General features: G+C 46.9%; 13 protein-coding genes. All 13 read right to left on the reverse strand.

Translation table 11 applies throughout. The annotated features are described in order from the left end of the window. Positions 1-735: an RNA polymerase sigma factor FliA gene (locus tag J8Z23_RS11655; RefSeq protein WP_048625854.1), complete on the reverse strand. Its 735-nt coding sequence runs from the start codon at positions 733-735 to the stop codon at positions 1-3. After that, a complete protein-coding gene (locus tag J8Z23_RS11660; RefSeq protein ID WP_005380498.1) occupies positions 728-1,615 on the reverse strand; it encodes a MinD/ParA family protein in 888 nt (295 codons plus the stop codon). The genes J8Z23_RS11655 and J8Z23_RS11660 overlap by 8 nt, the downstream gene beginning before the upstream one ends. Positions 1,616-1,629: 14 nt before the next feature. After that, positions 1,630-3,147: a flagellar biosynthesis protein FlhF gene (gene flhF / locus J8Z23_RS11665; protein WP_012841533.1), complete on the reverse strand. Its 1,518-nt coding sequence runs from the start codon at positions 3,145-3,147 to the stop codon at positions 1,630-1,632. A gap of 28 nt (positions 3,148-3,175) precedes the next feature. Further along, entirely contained in the window at positions 3,176-5,275 is a 2,100-nt protein-coding gene (gene flhA / locus J8Z23_RS11670; RefSeq protein WP_041853026.1) for a flagellar biosynthesis protein FlhA, read from the reverse strand. Positions 5,276-5,485: 210 nt separating this feature from the next. Then, the gene (flhB, locus tag J8Z23_RS11675; RefSeq protein ID WP_006741705.1) at positions 5,486-6,616 is read right to left on the reverse strand and encodes a flagellar biosynthesis protein FlhB; all 1,131 of its coding nucleotides are present in this window, start codon (positions 6,614-6,616) and stop codon (positions 5,486-5,488) included. A 3-nt stretch (positions 6,617-6,619) separates the two neighbouring features. After that, on the reverse strand, positions 6,620-7,402 hold the full coding sequence (gene fliR, locus J8Z23_RS11680) for a flagellar biosynthetic protein FliR (protein ID WP_005384463.1): 783 nt from the start codon (positions 7,400-7,402) through the stop codon (positions 6,620-6,622). An 8-nt stretch (positions 7,403-7,410) separates the two neighbouring features. Continuing rightward, positions 7,411-7,680, reverse strand: a complete 270-nt coding sequence (fliQ, locus tag J8Z23_RS11685) for a flagellar biosynthesis protein FliQ (RefSeq protein ID WP_012841532.1) — start codon at positions 7,678-7,680, stop codon at positions 7,411-7,413. Positions 7,681-7,704: 24 nt separating this feature from the next. Further along, positions 7,705-8,574: a flagellar type III secretion system pore protein FliP gene (gene fliP, locus J8Z23_RS11690; RefSeq protein WP_006741704.1), complete on the reverse strand. Its 870-nt coding sequence runs from the start codon at positions 8,572-8,574 to the stop codon at positions 7,705-7,707. After that, entirely contained in the window at positions 8,561-8,974 is a 414-nt protein-coding gene (gene fliO / locus J8Z23_RS11695) for a flagellar biosynthetic protein FliO (protein ID WP_046875540.1), read from the reverse strand. The genes fliP and fliO overlap by 14 nt, the downstream gene beginning before the upstream one ends. A gap of 1 nt (position 8,975) precedes the next feature. Then, positions 8,976-9,386: a flagellar motor switch protein FliN gene (gene fliN / locus J8Z23_RS11700; protein WP_012841530.1), complete on the reverse strand. Its 411-nt coding sequence runs from the start codon at positions 9,384-9,386 to the stop codon at positions 8,976-8,978. A 59-nt stretch (positions 9,387-9,445) separates the two neighbouring features. Next, positions 9,446-10,492: a flagellar motor switch protein FliM gene (gene fliM, locus J8Z23_RS11705; protein ID WP_006741703.1), complete on the reverse strand. Its 1,047-nt coding sequence runs from the start codon at positions 10,490-10,492 to the stop codon at positions 9,446-9,448. Positions 10,493-10,499: 7 nt separating this feature from the next. Further along, positions 10,500-11,003, reverse strand: a complete 504-nt coding sequence (fliL, locus tag J8Z23_RS11710; RefSeq protein ID WP_012841529.1) for a flagellar basal body-associated protein FliL — start codon at positions 11,001-11,003, stop codon at positions 10,500-10,502. 85 nt (positions 11,004-11,088) lie between these two features. Continuing rightward, positions 11,089-12,972, reverse strand: coding sequence for a flagellar hook-length control protein FliK (locus J8Z23_RS11715; RefSeq protein ID WP_434633627.1), 1,884 nt, complete (start codon positions 12,970-12,972; stop codon positions 11,089-11,091). Positions 12,973-13,087: the final 115 nt, after the last annotated feature.

Below are 13,087 nucleotides of genomic sequence, written 5' to 3' on the forward strand. Positions count from 1 at the left end.
TTAGTCATTTTGTGTCCACGCACTGAGCTTGGTGCGCAAACGTTGCATCGCTTGACTCAGTATTTGACTTACGCGAGATTCGCTTACGCCTAACACATCGCCAATTTCTTTCAAATTGAGTTCTTCATCATAATAAAGCGAAAGTACCAAAGCTTCACGCTCTGGAAGCTGTTTTATTGATTCAACCAGTGCTTTTCGAAATGATTCATCGGCAACCCCTTTGAACGGGTTACTGTCATCAGTTTCATCTGCAGGTGAAATCACATCATCAGAAACGCCTAAATCTTCAATACCGACTAATTTTGAGCAGTTGATATCGGTCAGAGCACTATGATATTGATCCAGTGTCATACCGAGATGCGTGGCTACTTCAGAATCAGTAGGATCTCGATTTAATTCGCCTTCCAGTTCCGCAATCGCTTGGTTAATCTCTCGATTATTTTTATGAACAGAACGCGGTACCCAATCGCCTTTGCGCATGTCATCTAACATTGCACCGCGAATACGGATACCTGCATAAGTTTCAAAGCTCGCACCTTTAGAACCATCATAATTCTGCTGAGCTTCGATAAGACCGATCATGCCGGCCTGAATTAAATCCTCTACCTGAACACTCGGCGGTAAACGGCCTAATAGGTGGTGAGCAATGCGCTTAACCAACACTGAGTAGCGCTCTATAAACGCTTGCTGGCTATTAAACTTGCCATGTTGGTCATAGGTTATCGCTTTATTCACCAAAAGGGTCCTCTGCGAATTCGGTACGATTTAGCAACCTTTCCACAAAAAATTCCAAGTGTCCACTTGGTGTTTTCGGTAGTGGCCACGTTAACGCTTTGTTTGCTAGTGAGCTAATAGCTAAAGCGGCAGGTGAGCGAGGGAACGCATCAACGACAATTTTTTGTCTTTTTACAGCCTGTCGTACTTTATCATCTAATGGAATACATGCTACGAGTTCAAGGCTGACATTCAAGAATCGCTCTGTGACTAGCGTCAACTTTGCAAACAATTCTCGCCCTTCACGGTAGCTTCTGACCATATTTGCTACAACTTTAAAGCGTTGGACCTGGTGTTCTTTACTTAACAGCTTAATTAACGCATATGCATCTGTGATTGAAGTTGGTTCATCACACACAACCACAACAACGTCTTGAGCTGCTCGCGAAAAACTGATTACCATGTCAGAAATGCCTGCGGCGGTATCTATCAGCAGGACGTCCATTTCGTCTTCAAGACTACCAAATGCTCGAATGAGTCCAGCATGTTGAGCGTGAGAAAGCTCAGTCATGCTCTGCGTGCCAGAAGTTGCAGGGATTATCTTTATACCATAAGGCCCTTCGACAATCGCATCTTTTAGCTCACATTCACCCGCTAAGACATGTCCTAGATTGCGTTTTGCACGAATTCCGAGCATCACGTCCACATTGGCCAGACCTAAATCAGCGTCGAGAACCATCACCTTCTTGCCTTGGCGAGCCATACAAATCGCCAGACCCAGTGTTACGTTTGATTTCCCCACACCACCTTTGCCGCCAGTAACAGCAATCACTTTGGTCAACGATGGTTGTGTTAAGCGACGGAGGCCGCTTGCTTGATCGTGTATCATATTCTCAGTCATAGTAGTCCGCCGCCTTAGAGTCCTTCACTGTCACTGTTCCAAAAGTGAGGTTCGTTCTCTGTCGACTTCTCTAACAGTTCATTTGCTTTCGCAAGCATATATTTTGGTTGCGCTATCACAATGTCTTCTGGCACGCGCTGGCCATTAGCTATGTAAGCCACTGGCATTGCGTTTTGAATCACTACACTGATGAATTCGCCTAGACTTAATGACTCATCAAGCTTCGTCATAATACAACCCGAAAGTGGTATGCGTCGGAAGTGATCCAGCGTTTCTTGTAGAACGCGACGTTGTGCGGTAGCTGGCAAAACAAGGTAGCTGTGAATCACTTCTCCGCTCTCTTGCATTAGAGTATCGAGCTGCTCAGAAAGCCTGACATCTCGTTGCCCCATCCCTGCCGTATCGACCAAAATCAGTCTTCTGTTTCTTAGCTGATATATAACATCGGCTAACTCGTTAGAATCTTTAGCAACTCTTACGGGACAACCCATGATTCTTCCGTAAATTGAGAGCTGCTCATGTGCACCTATGCGATATGTATCTGTTGTCACAAGGGCCACATTGTCGGCACCGTATTCCATGGCGGCACGTGCTGCGAGCTTCGCAACGGTGGTTGTTTTTCCAACCCCCGTCGGACCTAACAGTGCGACCACACCACCACGTTTTAAAATGTCCTGTTTAGGAATATTGATTTGATCCGCCACCAGCGACAACAACGCTTTCCACGCTCGCGCTGGTTTTGTATCTTCCGGGATATAGCAAGCCATTTGGTCTGCTAACTCCGGAGAAACGCCCATACGCTCTAAGCGCTTAATCAGCATTGCTCTGAGCGGCTCACGACGTTCCACTTCCTGCCACATTAGGCCAGAGACTTGATGCTCTAGAAGACGACGAATTGACGTCATCTCTTCGCGCATACTCTCCAGCTCATCTGCAGACTCTTCTCGCTCATCACTTGGACGGCGGCGATCATAGCGTGTCGGATCCAGCTTCGGCGTTGGACGCTCAAATCGATTATCTTGTGCGATTAACTTCGCCAAAGGTGAATCTGGTTGATATGGCGCTGGCTTTTCTTGGTTGTAGCCGTCGCGATGCTTATTCTGGCGTTGCAATAAAGCAGAGAGCGAATCTTCATTTTCCGCTACATGATCGTCAGCATCTGCTGCACCACCACTATATTGCTTAAGCATGTTAGCGAATCGCTGCGTCATCGAGCCTGTTTTTTCGTTGTTACTGTTATTACTGTTCAGGCTAATTTTATCTTCATCTAAATGACGATCTTGATAACGATCTGCAGAAGACGATGACATTTGACGATGTTCGTTATAGCGATTCGATTGAGAAGCACCGCGATTTTGTTGTGACGCTGCGCTTGCTTGAGACGGGTTAGATTCACTATCTATCGCCGCAACAATCGCCACCCCACCAGCCACTTTCTTGTTTGACATGATCACCGCTTCCGCGCCTAACTCCTCTTTCACTTGGAGCAGCGCCGTTCTCATGTCTTTGGCAAAAAATCGCTTTATTTTCAAACTATGAATCCATTAATGATGCGTGAGATCAGTTACCCACGGCTTGCACAATTCTGATCTGTTTTTCATCCGGGATTTCTTGATAAGACAGTACCCGGAGATTAGGTATTGTGTTCTTCACAAATTTCGCCAACGTCGAGCGTAATACACCGGAAGTAAGCAGAACGGCTGGCTCGCCTTTCAATTCTTGTTCCTGTGTCGCTTGGCTTAGTGAAGACTGCAATCGTTCAGCGAGCCCCGGTTCAATCCCCGCGGATTCGCCTCCTGATGCTTGCATAGTTTGATGCAATATTTGTTCCAGCTCAGGTATCAAAGTAATCACTGGCAGCTCAGGCTCTATACCATTGATTTCTTGAACAATTAGACGTTTTAGACTAATTCGAACTGCTGCCGTCAATATGTCAGCTTCTTGACTCTTACTTGAGTACTCAGCCAAAGTTTGAACAATCGTGCGAATATCGCGGATTGGAATGGCCTCGTTTAACAAGTTTTGTAGGACTTTCACCACCACACCTAAAGGCAACTGATCAGGAACAAAGTTCTCAACCAACTTAGGCGCGCTGCGTCCTAACATTTCTAATAAATTCTCTACTTCTTCATGACCAATCAACTGCGATGCGTTATTAGTCAATAACTGGCTCAGGTGCGTCGCTAATACTGTCGATGAGTCAACAACCGTATAACCTAACGCCTGAGCATGCTCACGCTGATCTTCGCGAATCCATACGGCTTCCAGTCCAAATGCAGGGTCAATGGTTGGCTCGCCATCAATCATGCCATACACCTGACCTGGGTTAATCGCTAGCTCTTGATCCGGACGAATCTCAGCTTCGCCGACCGCAACCCCCATTAATGTGATTCGATAGCTGTTTGGCGTCAGTTCAAGGTTGTCACGTATGTGAACCGCAGGGATTAAGAACCCAAAATCTTGCGATAGCTTTTTACGCACACCTTTTACGCGCTCTAACAGTTCTCCACCTTGGTCTCGGTCCACTAGCGGAATCAAGCGGTAACCCACTTCTAGGCCAATAATATCGACTGGCTGGACGTCGTCCCAAGATAGTTCGCGTTGTGATGAAGGCTCTGCACCTTCGTCGGCTTTCGCTGGTAAAGCCGGTTCTTTCGCTTTCTGCTTTTGGCGTTTATCGATAAAATACGCCGCCGCGCCAGCCGCGACCGCCAGACTCAAAAACGCAAAGTGTGGCATGCCCGGTACGATGCCCATCACACCGAGAATAGCTGCGGTAATCATCAGTGCTTTTGGGTTGTCGAACATCTGGAAGACCAGCTGTTCACCCATGTCTTCATCGGTGTTTTGACGCGTCACCATCATCGCCGCTGCAATCGACAGCAATAGCGATGGAATCTGTGCAACTAGGCCGTCACCAATCGTCAGCAAAGTATAGATTTCAATTGCCTCACCGAAACCCAATCCATACTGCGCCATACCGATCGACAGACCGCCGATGATGTTGATAAACAGAATCAAAATACCGGCAATCGCGTCACCTTTTACGAACTTCGAGGCACCATCCATTGAACCGTAGAAATCCGCTTCTTTGGTCACTTCAAAACGACGAACTCTTGCTTGTTCTTGGTCTATCAATCCGGCGTTTAAGTCCGCATCAATCGCCATCTGCTTACCTGGCAACGCATCAAGGGTGAAGCGAGCGCTTACCTCAGAGATACGACCTGCACCTTTGGTCACCACCATAAAGTTGATGATCATTAAGATGAGGAAAACCACTAAGCCGACCGCATAGTTACCACCAATAACGACATTACCAAACGCTTCAATTACGTTACCTGCCGCGTTGCCGCCTTCATGACCATGCAGTAAGACGACACGTGTCGAAGCAACGTTCAGCGCCAAACGCAACAAGGTCGCGATCAGCAGTACCGTCGGAAAAGCGGCGAAGTCCAACGGACGACGTGTGTAAACGGTCACTAACAACACCACCATCGACAACGCGATGTTAAAGGTGAAGAACATATCCAGCAAAAAGGCTGGAATAGGCAGCACCACCATCGCTAAGGTGGCCAAAACCATCACCGGCGCGCCAATAGCTGGCATTTCACGCTGAGGGATTCGTGGCAATTTATCTGCAAATGGCAGGCTTAACTTCATACTACGAGAGATCTCAATCGATTGAAGCGTCACGTTAGCTCTTACTATTAATACGCGACCGCTTTGGCCTAAAAGTTTAGGTATGGTTGATAATTAAGGCGTTTTAAGCAAGCTATGTACCATAATTAACGCCAAAATAATGACTAAACACTCAAGTAGAGCTTAATATCTGATTAAATTAGCTTTTTTAGAATTAAGCTTCTTTCAGTATTAGTGCCGGTGTTCTGGCGGGATTGGCAAATCGTAATCCTGAATTTTGGGGCGCTGTCCACCTCGTTTTCGGTATTGTTTCAACTGGAATACAAATGCCAAAACCTGAGCCACCGCAGTAAATAATCCATCGGGGATCTCTTGTTCTAGCTCAGTAGTATGGTACAGCGCACGAGCAAGTGGCGGAGCAGGTACAATTGTGATGTCATGCTCTCGGGCGACTTCTCGAATCTTCATTGCCATGTGATCAGTACCTTTAGCGATCACTACTGGCGCACGGTCTGTCTTCTGTTTATAACGAAGCGCAACCGAAAAGTGCTCTGGGTTGGTAACAATAACATCAGCCTGAGGAACATCTGCCATCATACGACGTTGAGCCGCTTCTCTTTGCAGCATACGAATGCGTCCTTTGACCTCTGGCTTACCCTCGGTTTCTTTATATTCGTCTTTGACTTCTTGCTTGGTCATTTTTAACTGATCAGCGTGCTGCCAGATTTGAAATGGAATATCGATGGCAACCACGATCAACAGCGAACAGCTGATCAACAAGATAAAGTTCAGCAGAATATCTAAAGCATGGAAGATGTTTTGCGGATACACATCCATACTTAATTGAATCAGATCCGCCTGCGATGCTTGGATCAAATAGATCGCCACACCAGTAACCAAAACCACTTTGAGTATTGATTTGATCAACTCCACCCAGCTTTGCATTCCGACCATCCGCTTTAAACCGCTAAGCGGATTCATTTTCGACAGCTTTGGCATAGCGGCTTGAGCAGAAAAACTGATTCCTCCCACACCCGCAGCACCAATCATGGCGGCAGTAAACAACGTAGCTAGCACCAAAAATAGAGGGAACAACAAATCGGTCATCGCCCCTAAAGCAATGTCAAATAGCTTTGCCGTATCAAAAATCTCTTCTCGTTGAAGATCAAATAAACGGCTCATGATGGAAAACAGTGAGCGTGCTAACGCCTCGCCAAACCACATCAGTGAAATGGCGCCAACGATCAGCACAGATGCTGATGCGAGCTCTTTAGATCGAGCGACCTGCCCCTTTTCTCTGGCTTGTTGTAACCGTCGGGGCGTGGCTTCTTCGGTGCGTTCCTGACCGTCTGATTCTGCCAAATCTTAGCACTCCAAGCGAATGAGCCGACAAATCTGCGCCTCACCCACTGTCCAGAACATTTCATAATGACTGTAAAGGCCAGCCAGTATGTACCAACAAAGTAATAGGCCCACCATCAAAGCAAAAGCAAAACCAAGCGAGAAGATATTCAGCTGTGGTGCGGCACGGGTCATTACACCAAACGACAAGTTAATGGTAAGTAGCGCAATAATGCCAGATAGCGACATACTCAGTGCCGTTTGGAACATAATACCAAGCCAGCCTGCCATTTCACGGAAATCAACCGCGTTGAGCGAGCCGGAACCAATCGGCAAGGTTTTAAAGCTGAACACGACCAGTTGCAGCATTTTCAAGTGCCCATCGGTGGCAAGGAAAAACATTGTCGTCAAAAACATGAATAGCTGACCAAGCAATGGCGTGTTCTGACCATTTGCGGGATCAACCATAGAAGCGAAACCCAAACTTGATTGCATACCCAATATTTGTCCCAACAAGACAAAGGTTTGAATCATAAATTGAGTGACCATACCCATCGCAATACCGATGATCATTTGCTCGGCAATGGTCATAAAACCCCGAAACGAGAGCAACTCAATGTCTTGAGGCACTGCAGGGATCGCTGGCATGACGGCAAAAGTAATGGCTAACCCGAGGTAAAGGCGGATTCGTGGTGAGACAAATCGAGCCCCAGTTACCGTCATCACCATCAGCATGGAAGAGATACGAACGTAAGGCCAGAAATAGTTTGCGATCCAATCTAAGACAACGCTAGTGGGGTACTCCATAGGCGCCTCTAATAAAGCACCTGAGGTAAGCGCTCAATCAAGCCATAGAAATATTCCATCAACATTTGCGTCATCCAGTGACCAAATAGCATTAGAGCCAAAAGCGTGACAATCAAACGCGGCAAGAAGCTCAATGTTTGTTCGTTGATGGAAGTCGCAGCTTGGAAAATCGCAACAATAAGGCCGATAAGCAAACTTGGGATGATAATGGCGCAGACCATGATAAGCACCATCCAAAGTGCTTCACGGAAAAGCTCGACAAACATTTCTGGTGTCATGTCTTATCCTCTATCTGCGCTTATCTAAAGGGCAAAACTGCCCGCGAGTGTCGAAAGTATCAAGTTCCAACCATCGACCAATACGAACAGCATCAACTTGAACGGCAACGAAACAATCATTGGTGACAACATCATCATACCCATTGCCATCAGTACCGACGCTACCACGAGGTCAATAATCAAAAACGGCAAGAAGAGCATAAAACCAATTTGGAATGCAGTTTTTAACTCCGAGGTGATGAAAGCCGGAATCAACACCGCCATCGACACATCTTCTGGGTTCTCAACTTGCTCTCCTGACATGGTTACGAACGTCTCCAAATCTTTGATTCGGGTTTGTTTAAGCATGAAAGCTTTCATTGGTGCTTGTGCAGCATCAAACGCTTCTCTCGCAGTGACTTGCTCATTCAAATAAGGCTGAACGGCTTTATCGTTGATTTCGTTCAGGACGGGAGACATAACAAAGAAGGTCAAAAACAGCGCTATACCAATGATGACCTGATTAGACGGCGTTTGTTGCAAACCCATTGCCTGACGCAATATCGACATCACCACAACAATTCGAGTAAACGACGTCATTAGAATCACCATGGCAGGCAAGAAGCCAAGCATGGTCATTAACGCTAAAATTTGTAGTGTAACCGAGTAATCTTCACTGCCATCTGGGTTTGTGGTCATGGTAAACGCAGGGATGCCACCACCACTAGAAACGGACATAGCACGACTGGCGCCAGTATCACTTTGCATCGCCTGAACAGTGACGCTACTTCCATCGGCCAAGTTGTCAGGCAGAGCAGACTCCTCTGCCTCAGCAAACGAAAATGAAGAAAACAGCACGCCGACGAAAAGCAACAACGTGCTCAGGAGCAAACGAATCGGGTTACCCTTTGTCATGTTTTTTGATCAGTTGGCTAAATTGAGTCGCAAAAGCATTGGTCGCCAACTCTTCCTCTTTCAGTGGCTTATCTAACTTGGCTAACGTTTGGATTGATTGGCTGGTAATTCCAACCAAAAACTGCTCTTCACCCACTTGAACTACGGCGATTCTTTCTTTGGTGCCCACTGGCAACTGACTCACAATACGCAAGCCTTTTTGTTGTCCCATCGCCGGCACTTGCATACGTTTAAGTAGCCAAGCCAACAAAAGAATCACGCCGATCACAAGCACAAGCGAGCCCAGTGTCGTCGCAAGATCCAGATTATTTGGTGCGGCAGCAAATGCATAAGGAGCACTCAGCATTAAGCTCAGTGCTCCAGTGATTTGCGTCAATCGCGTTTTGATTGAGCGGCTCATCTTAACGTAGCTTCTTAATTCGTTCAGTTTGGCTGATCACATCCGTCAAACGGATACCAAACTTATCGTTCACGACCACGACTTCGCCATGCGCAATCAGTGTACCGTTGACTAATACGTCCAATGACTCGCCCGCTAGACGATCCAACTCAACAACCGAACCTTGGTTCAACTGCAATAAGTTCCGAATGCTGATTTGTGAACGACCGACTTCCATCGAAATCGTCACCGGAATATCCATGATGGTGTCGAGTTTACGACGCTCATCTTCGGTAATTGGGCTTGAAGTGTCTTTTAGCTCTTCCAGTGGCGCGGCCAATACTTCATCTACGTCAACAGAAGGTGCAGACGGGTCTTCGCCAAGAGCGGCTGCCCATTCATCTGCTAGCTTTTGATCGTCACTTGGTTCCATTTTTCTATCCTGTGTTAAGCCTTATTTAATGCCAAAGCATGTCTGTTCAACAAGGTATCTTAATCGTCTATATCGTCTTCATTCTCAAGCTCAGACATGATGTCTTTGCCCAAAAAAGCTAAATCTGTTTTGACTACATGTGGGCGCTCAATTTCCTCAGAAATTTGCACCGCTAATTTGTCTTCCGAACGGCCCATTTTTACGCGATAGGTCGGCAGGTCTTCCACAAACATTGTCGCATGTTCTGGCATTTCAATCGGGATGATGTCACCCGGTTGCAATTCCATGAGGTCACGCAAAGAGATGTCTTTTTCAAGCAAGTTAACGCGGAAGTTAACCGGACAATCCATAATCTCTTCACGTAATGCTGAGCTCCAACGGACGTCTGTCTCCATCTTGTCGGACTGAACACCTGCATCCAACAGTTCACGAATCGGCTCAACCATGGAGTAAGGCATAACGACATGAAAATCGCCGCCGCCACCATCGACCTCAATGTGGAAAGAACTCACGACAATCACTTCTGTCGGGCTGACAATGTTAGCCATACTTGGGTTTACTTCAGAGTCGAGATATTCGAACTCCACCCCCATCACTGGCGACCACGCTTCTTTGTAGTCTTCAAATACAATCTTCAGCAGCAGCTGAATGATGCGGCGTTCCGTTGGGGTAAATTCGCGCCCTTCGATTTTGGCATGGAATCGACCATCCCCACCAAAGAAGTTTTCTACCAGAATAAAGACTAAGCGAGCCTCCATGGTGATCAATGCTGTACCTTTTAACGGACGAAAACGCACCATGTTCAAACTGGTTGGCACGTACAATGTGTTTTGGTATTCGCCAAACTTCATCATCTGCACGCCATTGATCGACACTTCTGCCGTTTTACGCAGCATATTAAACAGACTAATACGCATGTGTCGTGCAAAGCGCTCGTTGATAAGTTCGAGCGTCGGCATTCGACCACGTACAATCCTGTCTTGCGACGAGAAATCAAAATTGACGGCACCTTCGTTGTCGTTTTCTATCGGTTCATCGACGTCATCAACATCGTCAACTCCGTGCAATAGCGCATCAATTTCGTCTTGGCTTAATAGATCGGTCACGTTTTACCTATTGAATAACAAAATCTGTAAACAGTACTTTTTCAATCACTGGCTTACCGACCGCAGCGTTTAGCGCTGCTTTGATATCTTCGGAAGCACGATCGCGCAATTCCACTCGTCCCGTTGGAGAACGCAACTGATCAACCGTCGCCGAAGCAAACGTTGATAACAAAGAGCTCTCAATCAGTGGCGAATGGTACCGCGCCAACTCTTCATTCTCTGCGCCGCGAACCATTAACTGCGCTTTAATTTGTACCAGTCTGTCGCGACGGTCCCCAGTAACGTTAAATACAAATGCCTGAGGAAGATTCACGTAGGCAATGGGCGAGGCATCTGATGCCTTCGCTTGAACCTGTTGAGACGCTTCAGCCTGAGCTGGTTCATCAGAGCCCATGAGAAAGAATGCTGCTGCACCACCGCCAAGTAGCAATACCACAACAGCGATTATGATGATAAGTAACTTACCTTTTCCTTTCGGCGCATCGGCCCCTTGTAACTGTTCTTCTGCCATTGTTGTCTCTTATTGTTCTTTTAGGTTACCGAGATGCTTAAGGAAGTCGTTTGGTAACCTTGTATTATTGCCTTTAAACGGCCTGTTATGCGTAAAAGCTAATTCCATCACGCTTTGAAGCCACATTCAAATCCAGATTGACGTCAGCATCAAAGCTCTCTTCTGATTGTCCAGAAAAACCGCTGCCTTGAGCGCTTTGACCATGTTGCTCAGCAGTATACCTACCTTGCTGCTGCCCGCTATTTTGTTGCTGAACAGAAGAATCAGCCAATTGCATGCCCTGCTGCGCCAACATCTCTCTCAAGCGAGGAAGCGTCTGTTCAATGATGTCACGCGCTTGCGGGTTGTTCACCGTAAAATGCACATTAGCTACATCGTTGTTCATCGTCATACGAATTTGCATACGACCTAATTCTGGTGGATCAAGACGAATATCGAGGTTTTTTAGGTTCTTCGACATCATCATTTGCACTTTTTCCGCCACTTGCTCATTGGCTAGCTCTTTGGTCAGTTGCAACGGAAGCTGAGCTTGCTGCGCGGCATCAATACGCGCTTGTTGCTGCACGTTTGTTCCTTGTTGACCCGCCATCGCCTGAAGCTGCCCTGCTAAACCATGTTGAAGTTCTGGTTTATCTTGCTTATCCGCTGTCGCTTTAAGTGCACCAGCAGCCAATGCGGCATTCACAACTTTCTGGTTAACCTCTCCGTCCTTCACGCCTTGAAGCGCAGTCGGCAAATGAGCTGCGGCCAACGCATCTGGCATCGGAGATACTGCGACTTTATCTGCACTCTGAACAGCTTGCGGCTGAGCTGATTGAGTCGCAAAATTAAGGGCTTGCTGAGACATCCCCATAGGTGTAGCCTGGCGAGCCAAATGATGTTGTACTTGCTGCTCGGCGAGAACCTGTTTAACGTCAGTAGGAAGCGCAACAAACTGGGCAAGATCTTGCTCAGGAATATCGGCAATGACCGTCCCTTTTTTCAACCCTTCTATGATCTCTGTTTCTTGCTGAGTCAGTGGTTTTCCCTGCGCCAGTTTGGTATCTATGAGTTCGAGTTCATCCAAGGAAACACGCTGAAGCGCATCAATTTTAGAGCCATCCAAACCCACCTCCAGTGGCGATAGTTCATTGGCAACGTCACCACTGACCATGCCCTTCTCGGTTGGGTGACTGACTTGTTTAGCCATACCTTGCCAAGTAGCAAACTCAGACGAGAGCTTATCGACATCTATAGGTTGACCATTCTTATCTAAAATTGGCTCTAAGCCTTGCCCAGCCATTGCCTGCACTTGTTCAAGCGATTGAGCTAATGGCATGTCATTCAAAGCAAGTTCATCAATGTCTGTTGTTTGCCCGTTGAACGAGTGTTCTAAACCCGCTCGTTGAGGCAAAACTTTGCCACTATCGATGGATGCATTATTCGCGTTCAAGGTTTGATTCGCTTGTTCAATACGACCAAGCAGCTGTTGTCCTTCACCCATCGCGCTTTTTGCGCCATTAGCAGCTGAAGGGGCGTTCGAGAGTGAACCGACTTTCTCAGTGACATCAGCATCATTTTGCGAGTGCGCGCCTTGTTTGGCTTCCAGTAGGCTTGCTTCATCACTTTGAATGGTGTTCGCATGCTCTGTCAGCATGTCGCCAGAGCGGCTTTGCTCTTGAATAGCAGTGTCTTGGCTTTCTTGCGCCAGCAACTCTTCGGTATCGTTACTGCTCGCTTGAGCCACATCTGTGACCGCTTCTTGGCTATCAGCTTCGCCAGACGAAAGCTTGTTAATCTCGGCACTGTTTTGTTCTTCACCATTTAGTGATTTCGTTGCTACTTTTTCTGACTTTTGTGAACCTGAAAACGCATCCGTCAAGGTTTCTAAAAATCCCTTGTTCTCCGCGTTTTCTGTAGGTGCTTGTGCGGCAGAGTCAGACACTGACGTCTTGCTCGTCGCAGAAACATTGGACAAATTCACATTCATATAGAAATTCTCATTATCAGCAGCTTCGAGCGCTAGGCCGCTGCTAAATTGCACACGGTGGCAAATTTAGGTTATTGGGGTGATCATCTACAAAGATATCTGCAAAAATTACGCC

The organism is Vibrio sp. SCSIO 43086 (assembly GCF_051132235.1).
Taxonomy (GTDB): domain Bacteria; phylum Pseudomonadota; class Gammaproteobacteria; order Enterobacterales; family Vibrionaceae; genus Vibrio; species Vibrio diabolicus.